Origin of the sequence: Nocardiopsis kunsanensis DSM 44524 (assembly GCF_000340965.1) — a bacterium.
In the GTDB taxonomy this organism is placed as follows: domain Bacteria; phylum Actinomycetota; class Actinomycetes; order Streptosporangiales; family Streptosporangiaceae; genus Nocardiopsis; species Nocardiopsis kunsanensis.
The window spans coordinates 243,395-264,255 of record NZ_ANAY01000003.1 but is presented as its reverse complement, the minus strand read 5'-3'; the positions used below and the strand labels follow the sequence as shown (position 1 = coordinate 264,255).

20 protein-coding genes are annotated in these 20,861 nt (G+C 71.0%); 15 read left to right on the top strand and 5 right to left on the bottom strand.

Features of this window, described 5'->3' with window-relative positions:
* Positions 1-16: 16 nt before the first annotated feature.
* The gene (locus tag D456_RS23605) at positions 17-556 is read right to left on the bottom strand and encodes a MarR family winged helix-turn-helix transcriptional regulator (RefSeq protein ID WP_017574834.1); all 540 of its coding nucleotides are present in this window, start codon (positions 554-556) and stop codon (positions 17-19) included.
* An 81-nt stretch (positions 557-637) separates the two neighbouring features.
* Between D456_RS23605 and D456_RS0103825 the strand changes: the two genes are divergently transcribed.
* On the top strand, positions 638-2,908 hold the full coding sequence (locus D456_RS0103825; RefSeq protein ID WP_017574833.1) for an LLM class flavin-dependent oxidoreductase: 2,271 nt from the start codon (positions 638-640) through the stop codon (positions 2,906-2,908).
* Between the two features lie 19 nt (positions 2,909-2,927).
* On the opposite strand, the gene D456_RS0103820 is transcribed toward D456_RS0103825, so the two are convergent.
* A complete protein-coding gene (locus tag D456_RS0103820; RefSeq protein ID WP_017574832.1) occupies positions 2,928-3,881 on the bottom strand; it encodes an aldo/keto reductase in 954 nt (317 codons plus the stop codon).
* Between the two features lie 303 nt (positions 3,882-4,184).
* Between D456_RS0103820 and D456_RS0103815 the strand changes: the two genes are divergently transcribed.
* From D456_RS0103815 to D456_RS0103795, 5 genes are all read left to right on the top strand, one after another.
* The gene (locus D456_RS0103815) at positions 4,185-5,024 is read left to right on the top strand and encodes an undecaprenyl-diphosphate phosphatase (RefSeq protein WP_017574831.1); all 840 of its coding nucleotides are present in this window, start codon (positions 4,185-4,187) and stop codon (positions 5,022-5,024) included.
* Positions 5,025-5,284: 260 nt separating this feature from the next.
* A complete protein-coding gene (locus D456_RS0103810; protein WP_026115542.1) occupies positions 5,285-6,055 on the top strand; it encodes an MSMEG_4193 family putative phosphomutase in 771 nt (256 codons plus the stop codon).
* Positions 6,056-6,073: 18 nt separating this feature from the next.
* The gene (locus D456_RS0103805; RefSeq protein WP_017574829.1) at positions 6,074-6,655 is read left to right on the top strand and encodes a DUF3090 domain-containing protein; all 582 of its coding nucleotides are present in this window, start codon (positions 6,074-6,076) and stop codon (positions 6,653-6,655) included.
* Between the two features lie 19 nt (positions 6,656-6,674).
* Positions 6,675-7,457 carry an SCO1664 family protein gene (locus tag D456_RS0103800; protein WP_017574828.1) on the top strand — a complete coding sequence of 261 codons (783 nt, stop codon included), beginning with the start codon at positions 6,675-6,677 and terminating at the stop codon, positions 7,455-7,457.
* A 98-nt stretch (positions 7,458-7,555) separates the two neighbouring features.
* On the top strand, positions 7,556-8,335 hold the full coding sequence (locus D456_RS0103795; protein ID WP_051049395.1) for an HAD-IIA family hydrolase: 780 nt from the start codon (positions 7,556-7,558) through the stop codon (positions 8,333-8,335).
* A 107-nt stretch (positions 8,336-8,442) separates the two neighbouring features.
* Here the strand turns inward: D456_RS0103795 and D456_RS0103790 are convergent, their stop codons facing one another.
* A complete protein-coding gene (locus tag D456_RS0103790; RefSeq protein WP_017574826.1) occupies positions 8,443-8,817 on the bottom strand; it encodes an RNA polymerase-binding protein RbpA in 375 nt (124 codons plus the stop codon).
* A 703-nt stretch (positions 8,818-9,520) separates the two neighbouring features.
* Between D456_RS0103790 and D456_RS0103785 the strand changes: the two genes are divergently transcribed.
* From D456_RS0103785 to D456_RS0103745, 9 genes are all read left to right on the top strand, one after another.
* On the top strand, positions 9,521-10,984 hold the full coding sequence (locus D456_RS0103785; RefSeq protein ID WP_083904502.1) for a sensor histidine kinase: 1,464 nt from the start codon (positions 9,521-9,523) through the stop codon (positions 10,982-10,984).
* A complete protein-coding gene (locus D456_RS0103780) occupies positions 10,984-11,388 on the top strand; it encodes a roadblock/LC7 domain-containing protein (protein WP_017574824.1) in 405 nt (134 codons plus the stop codon). The genes D456_RS0103785 and D456_RS0103780 overlap by 1 nt, the downstream gene beginning before the upstream one ends.
* Positions 11,385-11,744 (top strand): DUF742 domain-containing protein, encoded by a 360-nt coding sequence (locus tag D456_RS0103775; RefSeq protein WP_017574823.1) that lies wholly within the window; start codon positions 11,385-11,387, stop codon positions 11,742-11,744. The genes D456_RS0103780 and D456_RS0103775 overlap by 4 nt, the downstream gene beginning before the upstream one ends.
* The gene (locus tag D456_RS0103770) at positions 11,725-12,348 is read left to right on the top strand and encodes a GTP-binding protein (RefSeq protein ID WP_017574822.1); all 624 of its coding nucleotides are present in this window, start codon (positions 11,725-11,727) and stop codon (positions 12,346-12,348) included. The genes D456_RS0103775 and D456_RS0103770 overlap by 20 nt, the downstream gene beginning before the upstream one ends.
* A complete protein-coding gene (locus D456_RS0103765; RefSeq protein ID WP_017574821.1) occupies positions 12,345-13,553 on the top strand; it encodes a cytochrome P450 in 1,209 nt (402 codons plus the stop codon). Before D456_RS0103770 ends, D456_RS0103765 begins: the two co-directional genes overlap by 4 nt.
* The gene (locus tag D456_RS0103760; RefSeq protein ID WP_017574820.1) at positions 13,553-14,797 is read left to right on the top strand and encodes a cytochrome P450 family protein; all 1,245 of its coding nucleotides are present in this window, start codon (positions 13,553-13,555) and stop codon (positions 14,795-14,797) included. The genes D456_RS0103765 and D456_RS0103760 overlap by 1 nt, the downstream gene beginning before the upstream one ends.
* Before the next feature lie 101 nt (positions 14,798-14,898).
* Positions 14,899-16,110 carry a cytochrome P450 gene (locus D456_RS0103755; RefSeq protein ID WP_017574819.1) on the top strand — a complete coding sequence of 404 codons (1,212 nt, stop codon included), beginning with the start codon at positions 14,899-14,901 and terminating at the stop codon, positions 16,108-16,110.
* Complete coding sequence (locus D456_RS0103750) at positions 16,110-17,354, top strand: cytochrome P450 family protein (RefSeq protein ID WP_017574818.1); 1,245 nt, start codon at positions 16,110-16,112, stop codon at positions 17,352-17,354. The genes D456_RS0103755 and D456_RS0103750 overlap by 1 nt, the downstream gene beginning before the upstream one ends.
* Before the next feature lie 136 nt (positions 17,355-17,490).
* Positions 17,491-18,273: a hypothetical protein gene (locus D456_RS0103745; RefSeq protein WP_017574817.1), complete on the top strand. Its 783-nt coding sequence runs from the start codon at positions 17,491-17,493 to the stop codon at positions 18,271-18,273.
* 25 nt (positions 18,274-18,298) lie between these two features.
* Here D456_RS0103745 and D456_RS0103740 read toward each other — a convergent pair whose 3' ends face one another.
* Together D456_RS0103740 and D456_RS0103735 are read right to left on the bottom strand one after the other, a co-directional pair.
* Positions 18,299-19,984: an ABC-F family ATP-binding cassette domain-containing protein gene (locus D456_RS0103740; RefSeq protein ID WP_017574816.1), complete on the bottom strand. Its 1,686-nt coding sequence runs from the start codon at positions 19,982-19,984 to the stop codon at positions 18,299-18,301.
* 130 nt (positions 19,985-20,114) lie between these two features.
* Positions 20,115-20,744: a restriction endonuclease gene (locus tag D456_RS0103735; RefSeq protein ID WP_017574815.1), complete on the bottom strand. Its 630-nt coding sequence runs from the start codon at positions 20,742-20,744 to the stop codon at positions 20,115-20,117.
* Positions 20,745-20,861 lie beyond the last annotated feature (117 nt).

Here is a 20,861-nt window from a genome sequence, read left to right as displayed (position 1 = left end):
ACGGACTCCGGTGAGCTTATCGCTCTCCGGCAGCGGGCCCGCCGCTCTCACGGGGCTCGGCCGCCTCCGGCGCGACCTCGTGCACGGCGGCGCACGGGTCGGTCCCGGGGGAGCGCTGCTGGACGGCCAGGGCGGCCCGCGCGGCCGCGTCCCGGAACAGGTTCTGCGTGGGCAGGTCGACACCGGCGAGCAGGTGCTGCTCCTCCTCGGCGACCCGGGCGCGGATCTCCTCCAGGAGCTGTCGGCCCCGGTCGGTCACACACACCCGGCGGACCCTCCGGTCGCGTACGTCGACCTCGCGCCGCACGATCCCGTCCTCCTCCAGGTCGTCGAGGAGGTAGGTCATGACGCTGCGGTCGATGAGCAGGCGCTCGGCCAGTGAGGCCTGCGTGGGTGCCTCGTGCTCGGCGACAGCGGTGAGGACGTGGTAGCCGCGGCTTCCGTGCCGCACGTCGGACAGGCGGACTTCCACGCGTTCGTGCCAATGCCGCAGGAGAACCGCCAGTGACCAACCCAAATCGTTCTTCCGAGGGCTGTCCGGGGTGGTGGGAGTCATGAGACCACGTTAGCAGGAACAGATGGTTCCACAGATAAGTTGTAGGCAATATCGTTTTTTGTACTAACGACACGGAGCGCCATGACCGACTACGGCCACGCCCTGCAGTTCGGCACCTTCCTGACGCCCGCGGCCGAGGACCCCGACCGCACCGTGCGCCTGGCCGAGCTCACCGAGGAGGCCGGGCTCGACCTGGCCACCTTCCAGGACCATCCCTACAACCCCGGCTTCCTGGACACCTGGACCCTGCTGTCCTGGGTGGCCGCCCGCACCTCCCGCCTGAGGGTGGCCGGCAACGTGCTCAACCTGCCGCTGCGGCCCCCGGCGATGCTCGCCCAGGCCGCAGCGAGCTTGGACCGCCTCTCCGAGGGCCGCTTCGAGCTCGGGCTCGGAGCGGGTGCCATGTGGGACGCCATCGCCGGTATGGGGGTCGAACGGCTCACCCCCGGCCAGGCCGTCGACTCCCTGGACGAGGCCATCGACCTCATCCGCCAGGTCTGGGACACCGACACCGATGCTCCCCTGCGGGTCGAGGGTGCCCACCACCGGGTCGCGGGCATGCGCCGGGGACCCGAACCCGCCCACCGCATCGGTGTCCACGTGGGCGCTTACAAACCCCGCATGCTGCGCCTGGTCGGCACCAAGGCCGACGGATGGCTGCCCAGCCTGGGGTACCTGCAGGTCGAGGACCTGCCCGGAGCCAACCGCACCATCGACGAGGCCGCCCGCGGAGCCGGGCGCGACCCGCGCGAGATCCGGCGCGCGCTCAACCTCATGGGTGCCGCCCTGACCCCGCGCAACCACGGTTTCCTCCAGGGGCCGCCCGAACAGTGGGTCGAGGAACTGCTGCCCCTGGTGCTGGAACAGGGCATCTCCACCTTCGTCCTGGGCACCGACGACCCGCGTACCATCCGGACCCTGGGGGAGGAGATCGCCCCGGCCCTGCGTGAGGCCGTCGAACGCGAGCGCCGCAGCGCAGGAACCCCCACCGGAGAAGTACGTCCGTCCGCTGTGCTCGCCGCCCGGCGCGAGGGCATCGACTACGACGGCCTGCCCGGGTCCCTGCGACCCGGTGCCCTCGAACCCGGCGACCGCGGCTACCAGCGTGCACGCCACACCTACATGCGCCGCGGCCGTCCCGGCCTGGTCCTGCGCCCGAGCACCGCCGACCAGGCGGCCGAGGCACTGGGCTTCGCCCAGGAACAGGAGGTCGAACTGCACGTGCGCAGCGGCGGCCACGGCATCAGCGGCACCTCCACCAACGACGGCGGGGTCGTGCTCGATCTGTCGGCCCTGGCCACCGTGGAGGTTCTGGACCCGGCCACCGGACGGGTCCGGCTTGGCGCCGGGGCCCGCTGGGGCAGGGTCGCCACCGAGCTGAACGGCCACGGCCTGGCCCTGAGCTCCGGCGACCACGGCGGGGTCGGCGTCGGCGGCATCGCCACCACCGGCGGTATCGGCTACCTGGGCCGTGCCCACGGTCTGACCGTCGACAACGTCACCGCAGCCGAGGTCCTCACCGCCGACGGACGTGTGCGGCGTGTGGACGCCACCGACGAACCCGACCTCTTCTGGGCCCTGCGCGGGGCCGGTGCCAACGTCGGAGTGCTGCTCTCGGTGGAGGCCCGGGCTGCCCACCTCGGCGAGGTCGTCCTGGGCCGGTTCGTCTACGACGCCACCGACACCGCCGGGTTCCTGCGTGCCTGGGGCGAGATCGCCGAGAGCGCGCCGCGCGAGGTCACCGCGTTCCTGACCATGGGCCCGCCCACCGGTGGCCGGGGCGCTGTGGCCCAGGCCGTGGTCGTGTACGCGGGCAAGGACACCGATGCCGCCGTGCGGGACCTGGAACCCTTCCTGAAGGCCGGACCGGTCCTGGACCAGCGTGCCCAGATCGCTCCCTACCCGGCGGTGCTGGTGCCGGGGGAGGAGCACCACCAGGGGCACGGCCTCCCGGTCTCCCGATCGGGCCTGGTCCCCCATCTGGACGGCCCGGTCCCGGACGCCGTCGCCGACCTGCTGAACACCGGCGACGTACGGTTCCTGCAACTGCGCCAGGTGGGCGGCGCGGTCAACGACGTGCCCGCCGACGCGACCGCCTACGCCCACCGCCACCAGAACTTCTCCCTGGTGGCGATGTCCCTGCCGAGCTCGGCCGAAAGCATGGACCCCCACTGGTCCCGGGTCGAGCCGCACCTGGAGGGCATGTACCTGAGTTTCGACACCCGTACCGGGCAGGGCGTGCTCGAACAGGCCTTCCCCGCACCGACCCTGGAACGGCTGCGCCGGGTCAAACGCCGCTACGACCCCGAAGGCGTGTTCGGCAGCAACTTCCCGGTTCCGCCGGCCCACTGAAGGGCTGGGCCGCCGCGGGTCAGTGGCCGGGGACCGACGTGGCGTCGTCCAGGGCCTCGCGGATCTTGGGGGGCAACTGCACCGTCTCCACGTCCAGGACCTCCTCGAGCTGGGACAGGGTGCGCGGCCCCACCACGGCGGCCGCCACCCCCTCCTGGTCGCGCGCCCAGCTCAGCGCCACAGCCAGTGGCGGAACCCCGAGCCCCTCGGCGGCGGTGCACACCGACTCCACGACCCGGCGGCCCGGCTCGTCCAGATAGGGCTCCACGTAACCGGCCATGTGGGAGAAGGCCGCACGGGAGTCCTGGGGCACCCCGCTGCGGTACTTGGCGCTGAGCACCCCGCGGCCCAGCGGAGCCCAGGCGATCAGGTGCGCGTCCGAGGCGGCGGCCGCCGGCCGCAGCGCACGGTCGGCCTCCCGGTTGAGCAGCGAGTACTCCGAACCCGCACTCACCATCGGGACCCGGCCCGGCCGGGCCCGCTGCCATGTGGCCAGCGTCGCGAACTGCCAGGCCTCGACACTGCCCGCGCCCACGTAACGGGCCTTGCCGGCGGCCACCGCCGCCTCCATCGCCGCCAGCGCCTCCTCCGGCGGGGTCGCCGGGTCGAAGGCGTGCAGCTGCCACAGGTCCACGTAGTCGGTCTGCAGGCGCCGCAGGGAGGCGTCCAGGGAAGCCAACAGGTGGCGGCGGGAGGTGTCCACCGGCCGGTAACCGCCCGGGGTGTGGCCGCTCTTGGTGCCCACGACGACGTCCTCGCGCCGCACCGCGCCACGCAGCAGGCGCCCCAGGATCCGCTCGCTCTGTCCGCCGGTGTAGATGTCCGCGGTGTCCACGAACGTGCCGCCCGCGTCGAGGAATGCGGTGAGCTGCTGTCCGGCCTCCTCCTCCGAGGTGTCGTTGCCCCAGGTCATCGTACCCAGGGCGGTCCGTGAGACCCAGAGGCCTGATCTGCCCACCTGTCGCTGTTCCATGCGGCGGAGATTACCGTGTTCAACTCCCGTCGGCCTCGGGTACACCTTCCTGGTCTACCGTCGGGGCCGCTCGGCTCCTCGCAGCCGGACGGCGCAAAGCCCCGTGGATGTGCGCGTCGGCGCCGCCAACGCCCCTGTCCGATGGCTCGGAGTAGTCATCCGGATGCTTTCGGTAATTAAAGTGGGGGCGGCGGTGCCGGCCGCGCGGACACGGTCGCGATGCCCCGTGCCCCGGTCGAGCCGAGAGCCCCTGGCCGCGCTCCGGCGCCCTGCGCCGGACCCTCACGAAAGTCCGATAGCTCAGTGTCCATCCTCGAGGCGGTCGTCCTCGGTATCATCCAAGGACTCACCGAGTTCCTGCCGGTCTCCTCCAGCGCCCACCTGCGTGTGTTCGCGGCCTTCTTCAACTGGCCCGACCCCGGTGCCGCCTTCACCGCGGTCAGCCAGATCGGCACCGAACTGGCGGTCGTCATCTACTTCCGCAAGCGGGTGTGGGCCATCATCTCCACCTGGTGCCGATCACTGTTCGACCGCGGCCTGCGCAGCGACATGAACGCCCGCATGGGTTGGTACGTCATCCTGGCGACCATCCCCATCGGCATCCTCGGCCTGACCCTGGAGGACTACATCGAGGGCGTCTTCCGCGACCTGCGCCTGATCGCCCTCAACCTCATCGTCTTCGGCATCATCCTGGGCGTGGTCGACCGCATGGCCCGGCGAGAACGGCAGCTGGAGGACCTCACCCTGGGCCGCGGCCTCGGGTACGGCCTCGCCCAGACACTCGCCCTCGTCCCCGGTGTCTCCCGCTCCGGCGCCACCATCACCGGAGGCCGTCTGCTCGGCTTCACCCGCCCGGCCGCCGCCGAGTTCGCGTTCCTGCTCGCCATGCCCGCCGTGTTCGCCTCCGGGTTCTACAAGATGCTCGACATCGGCGGCGACGAGTACGCCGGCTGGGGCGCCACCTTCGTGGGCACCCTCGTCGCCCTGGTCATCGGCTACGCCGTCATCGCCTGGCTCATGCGCTTCATCCGGACGCACAGCTTCATGCCCTTCGTCCACTACCGCGTCGCCCTGGGTGTGCTCATCCTCGTGCTGGTCCAGTTCGGCGGACTCGCCCCGGAGGGCGGCGCCGGCGTCGGCTGACCCCCGGGGCGCCGGGGGTGGGGGTTTCTTGTGGTGCCTGGGGTGGTGGTTCGTCGGGGTCGGGAATTCTAGCCCGGCCGGGCTACGCTCGACGCTCCGACGAACACCACCCACCCGTCACCGGTCCACCGGGCCCACCCACCTGCTACCGCCCCACCTGCACCGATCCACCGGACTCCGCCAACCACCGCCTCGGCATGCCCGGCACACCGATCACACAACAGAACCCGACCCCCCATCGACAGCCTAGGGTGGGGGACATGGCGACACCGGAAGCACAGCACGGCTCCTTGTCCGCTCCTGGGGCGGTCACCCTCCTCCTGGTCCGGCACGGCATGACCGACGTCACCGGCCCGAAACTGGCCGGACGCACCCCTGGTGTCCATCTCAACGACACCGGGCGCGCCCAGGCCGCCGATCTGGCCCGGCGCCTGGAGGGCCTCACCGCCACCGCCCTGATCTCCAGCCCGCTCGAACGCTGCCGGGAGACCGCCGATGCCGTCGCCGAACGCCTCGGCCTGCCGGTGACCACCGACGAGCGTTTCATCGAGTGCGACTACGGCAGCTGGACCGGCCGCTCACTGACCGAACTTCCTGAGGAACCCCTCTGGCGGGTCGTGCAGGATCATCCCAGCGCCGCACGTTTCCCCGGCGGTGAATCCCTGGCCACCGCCTCCGCCCGTGCGGTCGAGGCCGTCCGCGACTGGAACGTCCGTGTGGAGCAACAGGCCCCCGAACCCGACGACGACACCCCGCGGGTGCCACCCGTCTACGTCGTGTGCAGCCACGGCGACATCATCAAGGCGATCGTCGCCGACGCCCTGGGCATGCACCTGGACCTGTTCCAACGCCTGCGCGTGGACCCCTGCTCGGTCACCTCTCTCACCTACACGCGCTCGCGCCCCTTCATCAACGGCATCAACGACACCGGAGAAGCCCTGGCCGCGGGGCTTCCCACAGCCGGCGAAGCCAAGGGTGAGGCCGCCGTCGGAGGGGGTGCCGGGGTCTCGGGGCGCACCGAACAGGCCTGATCATTTAGGGTCGTGTCCATGCCCGTCTTTCAGTTCAACCCGCCAGAACGGTTCGTCGCCGGAACCGTGGGACAGCCGGGGAATCGCACTTTCTTCCTGCAAGCCGTGGGCGAGGGGCGCGTCACGAGCGTCGCTCTCGAGAAGGCCCAGGTGGAAGCCCTGGCCTCCCGGGTCGAGGAATTGCTGGAAGAAGTGAACCGCCGCTTCGGGCCCCGAACCGACGAGGCCGTACCGCCCGAGGACGAAGGGCCCCTCGAGCAGCCCATCGAGGAGGACTTCCGCGTGGGCACCCTCGCTCTGGCCTGGGACGCCGAGGCCGCCCGCGTCATCATCGAGGCCCAGGAGATCGACGAGAGCGCCGGAGAGGGCCTCGGCGAGGAGGACGAGGAGGAGCTGGAGGTCTTCACCGAGGAGGGCCCCGCCCACCGCGACGTCCTGCGCGTCTACCTCACCCCCGGTGAGGCGCGCTCCTTCGCCGGCCGCGCCCTCAAGGTCGTTGCGGCCGGACGCCCCAACTGCCCCCTGTGCGAGCGACCGCTGGACCCGGCCGGGCACGTGTGCGTGCGCCAGAACGGGTACCGGCCCGACAGCATCGTCTGACGTGGCCGGGGAAGAGGACATGTCCGAGGGCCCGGCCCCCGATGCGCTGACGGGCGATGTCCGCGACGCCTTCGGCGGGCTCATCCCTGAGGAGGGGATGCGGCTCCTGCAGGAGGGCGAGCTGGCGGTCGAGGGCCGCCTGACCGCCGCATCCAACGCCACCCTGTACTGCACCGTCTCCGACGGTGCCCGCTCGGCCGCGTGTGTGTACAAACCCGTCGCGGGGGAGCGGCCCTTGTGGGACTTTCCCGACGGCACCCTGGCCGGCCGCGAGGTCTCCGCCTTCGCCGTGTCCCAGACGCTGGGCTGGTCGGTCGTGCCGCCCACCGTGCACCGCGACGGACCCTTCGGCGAGGGCATGGTCCAGCTGTGGGTGCACGGCGACACCACGGTGGACCTGGTGGAGCTCTCGCGCAGCACCGACTGTCCAGGGCTGCGCCGCATGGCGGTCCTGGACGCCGTGATCAACAACACCGACCGTAAGATCGGCCACCTGCTGCCCACTACCGGCGGCCACCTCTACGGCTGCGACCACGGCGTCTCCTTCGCCGAGGACTACAAACTACGCACCGTCCTGTGGCAGTGGCAGGGCCTGCCGCTGACCGAGGAGGCCCTGACCGCGCTCATGCGTGTGCGGCGCCTGCTCGCCGACCCCGGGAGCGGGATCGCCGGCGTCCTGGGCCGGCACCTGACCGGCCCCGAACAGCACGCCGTCCGCGCCCGGGTGGACCTGCTCATCCAGCACGGCATCCACCCCTACCCGTCCCCGGACTGGCCCGCGGTGCCCTGGCCGCCGGTGTGAGACCTCTCAAATACCGAGGGGTAAGTCTTCGTGTGCGTTCCCGGTCACTGCACAATGGTCCTGTGAGCAACGACAGCGAGTGGAACTACCTCTTCGACATGGACGGCGTGCTTGTGCGCGAGGAGCACCTCGTCCCCGGCGCCGACGCCCTCCTGAGGGAACTACGGGACAACGAGACCCCGTTCATGGTGTTGACCAACAACTCCATCTACACACCGCGGGACCTTCGGGCCCGGCTCCTCAATTCGGGTCTGGACATCCCGGAGAAGGCCATCTGGACCTCCGCTCTGGCCACCGCGCAGTTCCTCCAGACACAGCGGCCCGGCGGGTCGGCCTACGTGGTGGGGGAATCCGGACTGACCACCGCCCTGCACAACGTCGGCTACGTCATGTCCGAACGCGATCCCGACTACGTCGTGCTCGGTGAGACCCGCACCTACAGTTTCGAGGCCATCACCCGCGCCATCCGGCTCGTGCGCAACGGGGCCCGCTTCATCGCGACCAACCCCGACGAGACCGGTCCGAGCGCGGAGGGCCCCCTGCCCGCCACCGGGGCGGTCGCGGCGCTCATCGAGAAGGCCACCGGGCGGGGCCCCTACTTCGTGGGCAAACCCAACCCGCTCATGATGCGTTCGGCGCTGCGCCGTATCGGCGCGCATTCGGAGAACACGGTCATGGTCGGCGACCGGATGGACACCGACGTGCTCAGCGGCCTGGAGGCCGGACTGCAGACGGTCCTGGTGCTCTCGGGCATCTCCGGACGGGAGACCGCGGAACAGTTCCCCTACCGGCCCACTCGTGTACTGGAGTCGGTCAACAACCTCGTGGGCTCCACCCAGGACCCCTTCGGGACCGCCTGCGTGCAGACCGAGGACTGAACCGTCCCCCGGCGCCCTCACGCGGGACGGTGCCGGACACGAAGACGGGGCGGCGGACCGTGTGGTCCGCCGCCCCGTGAAGTCGGATCTCGCTGTCGCGGGTGCCGTTACTGCTGGTCGGCAAGCTCCTCGACCTTGGCAGCCTCTTCGCGGCGGCGTGCGCGCAGCACCTCGAGACGTTCGGCCAGGACCTCTTCGAGGTCCTCCATGCTCCGACGCTCCAGCAGCATGTCCCAGTGCGTGCGCACCGGCTTGACGTTCTTGGGCTCCTCGCCCTCACCGTCCCGCCGCCGGGCGCGGTCACCGCAGAAACGGCATTCCCATTCCACGGGGACCTCGGCCTCGGTCGCGAAGGTGACCGAGAACTTGTGGCCCCGGGTGCAGTCGTAGGTGACCTCCTGGCGGGGAGCCAGGTCGGTGTTGCGGTCGTTCTCGTAGCTCGTCGCTCCGAGCCGGGTGCCGCGAAGTGCTCGCTCGGCCATCGTGTGGGTGCCCTCCAGGCGCTCGTGCTCTCTCGCGGGGTTGTAACGCGTCGGTCCACGTCAAGATTCCCTGAGGACCCGAGATCGAACCACGCGTGATGCACCGGGGGACCGTGTCTCCTCCCGGTGCGTGTGCCGCCTCGGTGTCGCTGTGTGGGTGTGATGCTGGACACGGGCCGATCGTCCGTGTGCGCCCCTGTCTCTGTGCTTCCACCGTACGGCCTGCGCATTCGTGCGTCATCATCGGCCCCGGACCGTCTTCGGCGGTAACGGGGGTGTGGCCCGTTGAAGGGAGGATGAATTCCGGGTGCAGGTCGCGTGATTCCGTGTTCGTCCTGCCCCGTAATTCTGCCGGATTCCCCCCGGTGTCACTGTTGGCCTGCGGATTTCCTTCCCGGGGGTAATGGTGTCGGCGCCCGTGCCCCTCCGCGGGAGCTTCTGTCAACGCGACGGTCGCTCCAGCGTCCGCGCGCTGATACCACAACCTTTCTCGGCGGCGCAATAGGTTCCATTTCCCCCTCGGATTCCAGGGCGGAAAGGTCGGTATTTGCGTTATCCTCCTCCACACCCGATGGTATGTTGTGCCGCTGTGCGGCGAAAGTGGAGCCGATGTATTCCGGTGCCCCCTTTCGGGCCCCTTGTGTATGAGGATCCCCGACCACCCCGTGTGGTCTCATCAGTAACGACGTGGCCGGACGTGGAGATGACCGACAAGACCCCCCGAGACCGTGGAGCGCCCCCGCCACGGTCCAAGGCACCCCTGTGGTTCCTGCTGCCCGTGCCCGCTCTTCTGCTCTGGGGCTGGGTGCTCCGGGCCGCACCCGAAGAGCTGCTCGCCCCGGCCCTGGCCGCAGGCGTCCTCACCGCGGCCCTCCTGACCGTGTGCGCCGCGCTCCTGGCCCGCTACGCCCGCACGGTGCACCGCCTGCGCAACCGGATCGACGCCATCTCCGCGCAGGGCACCTCGCTGGCCGAACGCGACCTGCCCCGGGCCGTCACCCGCCTGCGTGAGGGCGCGAGCGCCGAACGGGTCCTGCACGGGCTGCCCCGGGTCGAGCACCCCGCCGGGCAAGCCGTCCTGGAGCTCGTGGTCGCCGAGATCTCCCGCGCCGAACGTCGCCGCGCCGCGACCGTCACCGCCTGCGCCACCGCTGCCGGACGTATCCAGGCCATGACCACCACGATGCTCGCCGACCTGCGCGCCATGCAGGACGACCACGGCGACGGCACCGCCGGCGCCGACGTCCTCGGCGACCTGATGCACCTCGACCACGCAGTGGCCCAGACCGGCCGCACGGCCGACAGCATCGCCGTCCTCACCGGAGCCCGCTCCGGCCGCCGCTGGAGCCGGGCCATCCCCCTGGAGAGCGTCGTGCGCGGTGCCATGGGGCGCATCGGCGGTTACCAGCGTGTGCGGCTGCACCACGTGCCCGCCCAGGCGGTGGCCGGCTTCGCGGCCGAAGGCATCATCCACGCCCTCGCCGAACTCCTCGACAACGCCGCCAAGTTCTCCCCGCCCACCGCCGAGGTCCACGTGCACGTGGAGGAGGTCCAGGCCGGCCTGGCGGTCATGGTCGAGGACGGCGGACTCGTCATGGGGGAGGAAGCCCTGCGCCGGGCCCGTGAGACCGTCGACCGGGGACTGGACATCGGAGCCATCTCCGGGACCCGCCTGGGGCTGTCCGTGGTCGGGCTCATCGCCCGACGCTACGAACTGTCCGTCTCCTTCCGCCCCTCCTCCCGCGGAGGCACCGCGGTCGTGCTCCTGGTGCCCCGCCCCCTCCTCAAACCCCTCGACACCGGGCCGCCACAGGCGAGCGCCCCCGCAGCACCGCCGTTGCCCGCCCAGTCTCCGGCCCCGTCGGACCCCGGGACGCAAACGGCTCCGCAGCCGCACACACAACAGCCGCCCCCGCCCCCGCCCGTGTCGCAGACGGACGCCCCGCCCGGACCGGCCGACCGTCCCGCCGCCGAGGAGACAGACACACCCCCGCGTCACGCCAGCGGCCTGCCCATGCGCAGGCGCGGGCGGACCCTCGCAGCCACCCAGCGGCCCGAACCCGGCCCCACCACCCCAGGACCCACCACCTCCGCCCGGGGCTTCGGGGCCTTCCGTTCCGCTGTGCGAGGCCAGGAACCGACCGGACCCCCGAAGGACGACCAATGATGGACCTCGACAAACTCACCTGGCTCCTCGAGAGCCTCCTGGAGCGCACCCCCGGCACCCGGCACGCACTGGTGCTCTCCCGGGACGGCCTCAAGCTCTGCCACAGCTCCGGGCTCGACCGCGACAGCGCCGACCACCTCGCCGCCATCGCCGCCGGACTCCAGAGCCTGTCGCAGAGCGCATCGATGGAATTCGGCAACGGCGGCGGCGGTGTACGCCAGGCCATGACCGAGTTCTACGGCGGCCTGCTCTTCATCGTCGAGGCCGGTGCCGGCGCCCACCTGGCCGTGCTCACCTCCGAGGAGGCCGACCCCGGCCTGACCGGACACAACATGAACGAACTCGTGGAGCAGATGAGTGAGCATCTGACCGCGCCACCGCGCCGGACCACGGGGGCGTCGTGACCCGCTCCCACCGTGACGAGAGCCCCGACCGCCTCCACGTCATCACCGGAGGACGCAGCTCAGGAGCGGACGGTGCGCTCGACGCCGTGACCCTCGTGGTCGCCGAGAGCGCACCCGCCCCCGGCATGCAGTCCGAACACGCGGCGATCCTGCGCCTGTGCCGGTCACCCACCGCCGTGGTGGAGGTCGCAGCGCACCTGGGGCTGCCCGTCACGGTCGTGCGGATCCTGCTCACCGACCTCATCGACACCGGCCAGGTCACCGCACGCCATCCCGTGTCCGCCCCCTCCCGGACCCATCCCTTCGCTTCCCCGGACGTGCTGGAGAAGGTGCTCGTTGCACTCCACAACCTCTGAACCCGTTCCTGAGAGCGTCGGCCTGCCCCAGACCGCCGCCCACGCGCTCAAGATCGCCGTCGTCGGCGGTTTCGGCGTCGGAAAGACCACCCTGGTGCGCTCGGTCAGCGAGATCCGGCCGCTCAACACCGAAGAGACCATGACGCGCGCCGGCGGCGGTGTCGACGACCTCTCCGGGGTCGAGGACAAACACTCCACCACCGTGGCCTTCGACTTCGGCCGTATCACCCTGGACCCGACCTCCGTGCTCTACCTGTTCGGAGCCCCGGGCCAGAAGCGGTTCTGGTTCCTGTGGGACCGGCTCTTCTCCGGAGCGCTCGGCGCGGTCGTTCTGGTCGACACCCGCCGCATCGAGGACTCCTGGTACGCCATCGACCGCCTCGAACAGCAGGGCACACCCTTCATCGTCGCCCACAACGACTTCGGCGGCGAGGCCTACAGCCTCGAGGACCTGCGAGAGGCCCTGGACCTGGACCCCGCAGTACCGCTGGTGCGGTGCGACGCCCGCGAACGCGCCTCCGCCAAACAGGTGCTCATCGCCCTTGCCGAGCACGTGCGTTCCCTGGCCGCGTCCCGCACCCCCGCCCAGGAGAGCGCGACATGAACAGCTGCCCCGTCCGCCTGCGAGGACCGGAGCACACGGTCGACCCCGCCGGGTACATCGAGGCGGTCCGCGCCGAGCACGGATCCGTCGTACCCGTACTCATGGACGCCGACGTGCCCGCGTGGCTGGTCATCGGCTACCGGGAACTGCACCAGGTGCTCAACACCCCGGCCACCTTCGCCCGCAGCTCCGCCCGCTGGAACGCCTGGGACCGGGTGCCCGCCGACTGGCCCCTGCTGCCCATGGTCCTGCAGGTGCCCTCCGTTCTCTACGCCGAAGGGGACGACCACCACCGCCGTTCCCGGGCGATCACCGACGCGCTCGCGGCCGTGGACCCCCACGAACTGCGCTCGATCACCGTCCGTATGGCCGACCGGCTCATCGACACCTTCTGCGGCAGCAGCGGCGTCGACCTGCGCACGGCCTACGCGGCCCGGATCCCCGCCCTCGTCCTGGGATGGATCTACGGGCTCGAGGACCGTAGGGGCGACGAACTGGCCGCCGTCATGACCGCCATGATCGACGGCGGTCCGGACGCCATGAGCGCCCAGCGCGACCTCATGTCCCGCATGGCCCACCTGGTCGCCGAACGGCGCGCCGCCCCGGGCCCCGACGCCGTCTCCCGGCTCCTGGCCCACCCGGCCGGCTACACCGACGACGAACTCACAGCCGAACTCATCGTGATCCTGGGTGGGGGCAACCAGCCCACCGGCGAGTGGATCGGCAACGCCCTGCGGCTCATGCTCACCGACGAGCGTTTCTCCGCTTCCTTCGCGGGTGCGCGCAGCAGTGTCCGGTCCGCGCTCAACGAGGTGCTGTGGGAGGACACCCCCACCCAGATCCAGGCGGGGCGGTACGCGGTCCACGACACCGAACTCGGCGGGCGCCACATCCGTCAGGGCGACATGGTGCTGCTCGGCCTCTCGGGTGCCAACCGCGATCCCGGTGTGCGCGCCGGGATCCCCGCGGAGGGCAACAACGCCCACCTGTCCTTCTCCCACGGTGCGCACCGGTGCCCCCTGCCCGCGCAGGACATCGCCGAGACCATCGCCGCGACCGCGGTGGAGGTCCTGCTGGACCGGCTGCCCGACGTCGAGCTCGCCGTCGCACCGCAGGAGCTCCGCTGGCGGCCCTCGCCATGGGTGCGCGGCGTCTCGTCCCTTCCTGTCACCTTCACCCCCGTGTCCCCCCGAGGAGACTATTGATGCCCTGTCCTGTCGACCACGGTTCCGCTGGAAGCCTCACCCTCGACCCCTACGTCCGCGACCTGCGCACCGAGCGCGAGAACCTCCACGCGGCCGGTCCGATCACCCGCGTCGAACTGCCCGACGGTGTGACGGCCTGGGCCGTCACCCACCACGCTGTGGCCCGTGAACTGCTCACCGACCGCCGCATGGTCAAGGACGTGGCCCACTGGGACGACCTGCAGCAGGGACGTGTCCCCGAGGGATGGCCGCTGTTGAGCACCATCCCCCCGACCCCCACCAACCTCCTGGGTACCGACGGCACCGAACACAAACGCCTGCGCGAACTCACCGCCAAGGCCTTCTCGGCCCGCAGCACCGAGCGGGTACGCCCCCGTGTCGAGGCGATCACGACCGAGCTCATCGACGACCTGGAGGGCCGGGCCGACCAGGTCCTGGACCTGAAGTCCGAGTTCGCCTTCAAGCTCCCCATGAGCGTCATCGGCGAGCTCTACGGAGTGGACAGCGCCGAGCACGGCTACCTGCGCGACATGTACGTGAAGTTCTTCAGTTCCGTCACCTCGCCCGAGGAGTTCGGCGAGGTCTACGCGGCCCTGGAGCGCTACTACGACGACATGATCGCCGCCAAACGCGCCGCCCCCGGCAACGACCTGACCACGGACCTCGTCAACGCCGGCGAGAACGGGGACGCCCTCACCGACCTGGAGATCCGCGGAACCCTCCAGGTCGTGGTCGCGGCCGGACACGAGACCACCGTCAACCTCATCTCCAACGCCGTGCGGGCCCTGCTGACCCACCCCGAGCAGTTCGCCCTGGTCGAGCAGGGCAAGGTCGGTTGGGACACCGTGGTGGAGGAGACCCTGCGCTTCGACCCGCCCACCTCCAACTTCGTCTTCCGCTTCGCCTCGGAGGACGTCGAGGCAGGGGGCGTGACCATCGAGAAGGGCCAGGCCCTGATGGTCTCCTACGGCGCGATCAGCCGTGACCGCGACGAGCACGGCAGCGAGCCCCACCCCGACACCTTCGACCTGACGCGTGAACGTGGGCGCCACATCTCCTTCGGGTACGGGCCGCACGTGTGCCCGGGGTCCCACCTGGCGCGCATGGAGGGCCGGATCGCCCTGCCGAAGCTGTTCGAGCGTTTCCCCCGCATGCGGCTCGCCGTGCCCGACAGCGAGCTGGAGAACCACCCCTCCATCGTCGTCAACAGCCTCAAGGAACTCCCGGTGCTGTTGCGGCCCTGACACCGTCGCTGCGGGGTGCCCGTCCCCGGGCGCCCCGCCGGTCCGCGCGCGGACCGGCCCCTTCTCCCCCTGCCCCCCGACACCCCCTTGCGAGGACACCCGTGCCTCTCGATGGCCCCGTCAGGCTGTCCGACCCGCGCTTTTCCACCGATCCTGCCGGTTTCTACGCGTGGATGCGCACCCGGTACGGTCCGGTCGTTCCGGTCCTGACCGACGGTGACGTCCCGGCCTGGCTGGTGATCGGTTACCGGGAACTGCACCACGTGCTGAGCACCCCGGAGACCTTCGCCCGCAGCTCACGCAGGTGGAACGGTTGGCACCTGGTTCCGGCGGACTGGCCGCTCAACCCTGTGCTGTCCCCGCTGCCCAACCTGCTCTCCGCCGAGGGCGAGGAACACCGGCGCAGGGCCAGAGCGGTCAACCACGCCCTGGACAGCGCCGGACCCCAGGAGGTGCAGACGGTGACCACACGCATCTGCGACCGCCTGGTGGACGGTTTCTGCACCGCGGGCAGGGTCGACCTGCGCGCGGACTACGCCGCCCGCGTACCGATCCTCGTCCTGTGCTGGATGTACGGGATCGAGGACCACAGGGCCCGGGGACTGGCAGCAGAGATGACCGCCGTCTTCGACGCGACCGGGGCCGAGGCGCTGCGCGCCCACGAGAGGATCGCCGGCACCGTCCAGGCCCTGATCACCGAACGCAGGGCCCGGCCGGGCCCCGATGTGGTCTCCCGGCTCATCGCAGACCCGATCGGCCACAGCGACGAGGACCTGGTAGCCGAACTCGTCGCGGTCCTGGGCGGCGGCGACCAGACCACCTCGGAGTGGATCGGCAACGCCCTGCGGCTCATGCTCACCGACGAGCGTTTCTCCGTGTCCCTGGCCGGCGCGCGCAGCAGCGTGCGCGACGCCCTCGTCGAGGTCCTCTGGGAGGACTCGCCCTCACAGATCGTGGCCGGCCGTTTCCCCGTCCACGACGTCGTACTCGGCCAACACACCATCGGCAGGGGAGACCTGGTTCTGATGGGCTACGCCGCCGCCAACCAGGATCCGGAGGTGCGTACCGGGGCGAGCACCGCCAACCATGCGCACCTGTCCTTCTCCCACGGTGAGCACTCGTGCCCCTACGGCGCCCGGACGCTGGCCGAGACCATCGCCACCACCGGTATCGAGGTCCTGCTCGACCGGTTGCCCGACCTGGAACTGGCCATCGCGCCCCACCAAGTGCGATGGCGCCCCTCGCCGTGGGTACGCGGCGTGTCCGCACTGCCTGCAGCCTTCACACCCGCCGCACCGCTAGGAGCGTTCTGATGTCCTGCCCCATGCACACCTCCGACGGCGCCCGCCTCATCCACGCCGTACCGGACGACGTCCAGGCCGACCGCGAAGGTCTGTTCACGGAGGGGCCCCTCGTCCGGGTCGAGCTGCCCGGCGGTGTCCGCGCCTGGGCCACCACCCACCACGGCGTCACCAAGGCCGTACTCAACGATCCGCGGTTCGTCCGGAGCACCGACCACTGGGAGGACTTCCGGAACGGTACGGTCACCGAGTCCTGGCCGCTCATGGGGACCATTCCGCGGGACGACACGAACATGCTCGCCCTGGACGGGGCCCCGCACCGGCGGATGCGCAGGCTCACCGCCGGCCCGTTCTCCGCGCGCAGGGTGGAACGGCTGCGCCCGGACATCGAACGCATCACCGACCGGGAGCTGGACCGGCTCGAGAGTCTGGCCTCCCGGCCCCTGGACCTGCGGTCGGAATTCACCTTCAAGGTGCCCATGACCGTGATCGGCGAGCTCTACGGTGTCGAGGGCCGGGAGTACGGGCAGCTCGGCGACATGTACGCCCGGCTTTTCTCCGGCACGACCGAAGAGGGCGAACACCTGCGGATCTACGGTGCCCTCTACCAGTTCTTCGACGAGCTGGTCGCCCGCAAGCGCGCCGACCTGGACAATTGCGACGATTTCACCGCGGACCTGATCCGTGCCACGGAGGAGGGCGAACAGCCCCTCACCGACGAGGAGGTCGTCGTCACCCTGCTCACCGTGGTCGCGGCCGGCCACGAGACCACGGTGAACCTGCTCAACAACACCGTCCGGGCCCTGCTCGCCCACCCGGAGGCACACGCCGGGCTGCGCCGGGGCGAGTACACCTGGGAGCAGGTCGTCGAGGAGACCTTGCGCCACGACGCACCCAACAACCTCCTGATGTTCCGCTTCGCCACCGAGGACGTCGAGATCGGGGGAGTGCGGATCGACAAGGGCGAGGCCGTACTGAGCCACTACGGGGCCTCGGCCAAGGACCGCGCGGAGTTCGGCGACGACGCGGACGTGTTCGACCCGGGGCGCACACGCGGCCGACACATCACCTTCGGCTACGGGCCCCACATCTGCCCCGGAGCTCCGCTCTCGCGTCTGGAGGCCGGCATCATCCTGCCCAGGCTGTTCGAGCGCTTCCCCGACCTGCGGTTGGCCGTGCCCGACGAAGAACTCGAGGTCGCCACGGCCCTGTCGGTCAACAGTCTCAAGGAGCTCCCGGTGCTGTTGCGGCCCTGACACCGTCGCGGCGGGGTGCCCGTACCCGGGCGCCCCGCCACACGGACAAAACAGACTTTGAGTCGCAAATCCTTCCGTTGACGCGTGTCGTTCTATCGTGTGACTTCGTGGTATCCGGGACCCACGGGGGAGGCCGATGTTCTCCGCACGCGTATCCACCGCCGCCGCGGCCCTGGCCCTGCTGGCCGGACCCGGATGTGCTGCCCCGGGTGCGGACGCCGAGCAGAGCGGCCGGGACGCCGCATCCGGGGCAGCCTCCCCGACCCTGGTCCGCGACTACGTGACCGCGCTGGCCGCCGCCTCCGACCCCGACCGCATGCGCGAGGGCCTGGATCTGGCCGAGGACGGCTCCACAGCCCACGACTACCTCCGCCATTACGCCACCCTCTTCCAGGCGTGGCAGGACGAGGGCGCCCCGGTCCGGGACAGCGACGTGCGGAGCACGCCCGAGACCCACGAACTCTGCCGTACCGAGGAACCGGCCGGCGAACCCTCGTGCGTGGTCTACGAGGACTTCACCGAGGACGACGAACGCCTCGTGGACCTGCGCGTGAACGGGGTCGACCCCGGCCCCCGCATGTCCTCCGCGGACGGCGGCACGGACGACTCCGAGGGGGTGCGGGCGACCTTCCTCAGCGCCTACCGCACCATCGACGACAACACCCTCGTCGTCACCGCCGACCTCACCACCGTCGACGAGGCCGGCCTGGACCTCGACGGCGCCACCTACGTCCCCGACGGCTCCGGGGACGGGCGCCCCGCATCCCTGGCCGCGGGCCGCCACCAGCTCGACGCCGGGAGCGGCACCCTCGCCGCCTTCTACTTCCCCCGCGCCGAACCCGGCGGTGAGCTGCACCTGGAGGGGTGCTTGACCGACTGCTCGTCCACGGTCGAACTGAAGCTGCCCGTACCCGACTGACCGGCCCCGCGCGGCCCGGCAGGGGTCAGCGCGGACGCTGCACCTCGCCCTCGTCCCACACCGGCTCCGGGCTCTCCTGCACCCGCCCGTCGGCACCGAAGATCACGAACCGGTCGAAGCCCCGGGCGAACCACCGGTCGTGGGTGACCGACAGGACCGTGCCCTCGAAAGGTTCCAGCGCGCTCTCCAACGCATCGGCCGAGACCACGTCCAGGTTGTCGGTCGGCTCGTCGAGCAACAGCATCGTCGACCCCGCCAGCTCCAACAACAGGATCTGGAAACGCGCCTGCTGCCCCCCGGAGAGCGTGTCGAAGGTCTGCTCGGCCGACAGCGCCAGCTCGTAGCGGTCCAGCGCCCGGCCCGACTCCTCGCGCGGCAGGCCCTTCCGGGAACCCTCGCCCTCGTGCAGGATCTGCAACAGAGTGCGGCCGGCGAACTCCGGGTGTTCGTGGGTCTGCGCGAACCAACCCGGGTACACCCGCGCACCCAGCCGCGCCTTTCCGGCGTGGGCGACCGGGGCGATCCGGTCCCGTTCCTCCTCCGACAGCAACGACCCCTCCGGGAGGCTGCCGCCACCGGCCAGCAGGCGCAGGAAGTGCGACTTGCCCGAACCGTTCGCCCCCAGCACCGCGACCCGCTCGCCGTAGCGCACCTCCAGGTCGAAGGGGCGCATCAGCCCGGTCAGCTCCAAGCTCTCGCACACCAGCGCACGTTTGCCGGTACGGCCCCCGCGCAGCCGTATCCGCAGGTTCTGCTCGCGGGGGCGCTGCTGCGGCGGACCGGCCTCCTCGAACCTGCGCAACCGGGTCGTGGCCGACCGGTACCGCGAAGCCATGTCCGAGTTGTAGGAGGCCTTCTGCTTGAACACGTGCACCAGGGCCTTGAGCTTGGCGTGCTCCTCGTCCCACCGGCGGCGCAGCTCGTCCAGGCGCTCGAACCGCTCCCGGCGCGCCTCGTGGTAGGTGGTGAAGGAGCCGCCGTGCACCCAGGCGCTGTTGCCCGCCGCGCCCAGCTCTACCGTGACGATCCGGTCCGGGACCCGGCTCAGGAGCTCACGATCGTGGGAGACGAACAGGACGGTCCTGGGGCTGGACCGCAGCGCCTCCTCCAACCACCGTTTGCCCGGTACGTCCAGGTAGTTGTCGGGTTCGTCCAACAGCAGCAGCGGGGCCGGACCACGCAGGAGCGCCTCGATGACCAGACGTTTCTGCTCCCCGCCGGAGAGCGTACGCACCTCCCGCCACCGGCACCGGGCGTAGGGGGCATCCAGGGCCGCAGCGCAGCACTGGTCCCACACCACTTCGGCCTCGTAGCCGCCGGCGTCGTGATAACCGGTGATTGCCTCGGCGTAACGCATCTGCGTCTTCTCGTCCTCGGAGACCATCATGGCCTCCTCGGCCCGCTCCAGCTCCGAGTGCGCCCGCCGCACCGCGGCCGGGGCGACCGAGACCAGCAGCTCGTGCACGGTGGTCGTGTCCCGCACGTGCCCCACGAACTGGGGCATCACCCCCAGCTCGCCGTCCACGGTCACCGCACCCGCCTGCGGCGCCGACTCACCCCGCAACAACCGCAGCAGAGTGCTCTTGCCCGCGCCGTTGGCGCCGATCAGTGCGGTCTTGGACCCCTCGCCGACCCGGAAGGAGACCTCGTCCAACAGCGGCCGGCCGTCCGGCAGGGTGTGGCCGACCTGATTGACGTCGATGTGGCCCACGGCTGCTGTCCCGCCCTCTTCCTTCAGGTGCGACCATCGCACCGCCGAGCAGGCTCGCACGTGGCTCGACCGCCGGGCAAAACCTTTTTCGCGCCTGTTCCCCGGCCCGACGGCCCGCCCGGGCACGGGCTCAGGCGGCGTCGGAGGCCCCCGGACGGACCGGGGGCAGCTCGGGAGCGCGCTCACCCCGCATCCACAGGGCCAGGTCGTGGCGGTCCACCAGCACCAGGGCCGCGTCGTGTCCCGCACCGGCCTCACGCACCGCCGCGTCGGTGAACCCCCGGGAAGCCACGAACAGCCCCGTGAACCCCCGGTGCGTGCCCGAGAGCGTGCCCACGAAAGCCCGCACCTCGTGGGGCGGCACCGGGCGCCGCCACCGCTTGCACTGCACCACCACCGCGCGCCCGTCGGGGGCGCGGGCGCGCACGTCGGCGCCGCCGTCGGAAGCACCGCCGACCACCGCCACCCGCGTGTAGCCGTGGGTGCGCAGGAGCGAGGCCACGAACGCCTCGAACTCGGTCCCGCTCATCGTGTCGACGGCCGACAGGTCGGTGCGCTCCACCAGGAGACGCTCCCGCCACCGGGCCAGACGCCGGCGAGCCCACCACACCAGTACCACGGCCCCCGCCACCGCCAGGGCCCCGAGCACGGCCCACAGCAGCGGACGGTCGGCGTTGGTGGTCAACCACGCGCCCAGGACCAGCAGGCCGAACGCCAACAACGGCAACCCGTCCCGGTGCCGTCGCACGAACGCCCACACACCCCGCCTGCGCCGCCGTCCCACCGCGGTCCCCCTCACGTTCGCCGATCCGCCGGGAGCATACTCCGGACCCGGGAAGGCCCGCACGGCGGGAGAAACGGGTGTGCTCCACCCCAC

Excerpts from the sequence above, each read along its gene's own strand:
- D456_RS0103820 (WP_017574832.1), bottom strand. The coding sequence starts at position 3,881 with ATGGAACAGCGACAGGTGGGCAGATCAGGCCTCTGGGTCTCACGGACC.
- D456_RS0103760 (WP_017574820.1), top strand. The coding sequence starts at position 13,553 with ATGCCCTGTCCTGTCGACCACGGTTCCGCTGGAAGCCTCACCCTCGAC.
- D456_RS0103790 (WP_017574826.1), bottom strand. The coding sequence starts at position 8,817 with ATGGCCGAGCGAGCACTTCGCGGCACCCGGCTCGGAGCGACGAGCTAC.
- D456_RS0103810 (WP_026115542.1), top strand. The coding sequence starts at position 5,285 with ATGGCGACACCGGAAGCACAGCACGGCTCCTTGTCCGCTCCTGGGGCG.
- D456_RS0103805 (WP_017574829.1), top strand. The coding sequence starts at position 6,074 with ATGCCCGTCTTTCAGTTCAACCCGCCAGAACGGTTCGTCGCCGGAACC.
- D456_RS0103780 (WP_017574824.1), top strand. The coding sequence starts at position 10,984 with ATGGACCTCGACAAACTCACCTGGCTCCTCGAGAGCCTCCTGGAGCGC.
- D456_RS0103765 (WP_017574821.1), top strand. The coding sequence starts at position 12,345 with ATGAACAGCTGCCCCGTCCGCCTGCGAGGACCGGAGCACACGGTCGAC.
- D456_RS23605 (WP_017574834.1), bottom strand. The coding sequence starts at position 556 with ATGACTCCCACCACCCCGGACAGCCCTCGGAAGAACGATTTGGGTTGG.
- D456_RS0103825 (WP_017574833.1), top strand. The coding sequence starts at position 638 with ATGACCGACTACGGCCACGCCCTGCAGTTCGGCACCTTCCTGACGCCC.
- D456_RS0103800 (WP_017574828.1), top strand. The coding sequence starts at position 6,675 with ATGTCCGAGGGCCCGGCCCCCGATGCGCTGACGGGCGATGTCCGCGAC.
- D456_RS0103785 (WP_083904502.1), top strand. The coding sequence starts at position 9,521 with ATGACCGACAAGACCCCCCGAGACCGTGGAGCGCCCCCGCCACGGTCC.
- D456_RS0103750 (WP_017574818.1), top strand. The coding sequence starts at position 16,110 with ATGTCCTGCCCCATGCACACCTCCGACGGCGCCCGCCTCATCCACGCC.
- D456_RS0103795 (WP_051049395.1), top strand. The coding sequence starts at position 7,556 with ATGGACGGCGTGCTTGTGCGCGAGGAGCACCTCGTCCCCGGCGCCGAC.
- D456_RS0103745 (WP_017574817.1), top strand. The coding sequence starts at position 17,491 with ATGTTCTCCGCACGCGTATCCACCGCCGCCGCGGCCCTGGCCCTGCTG.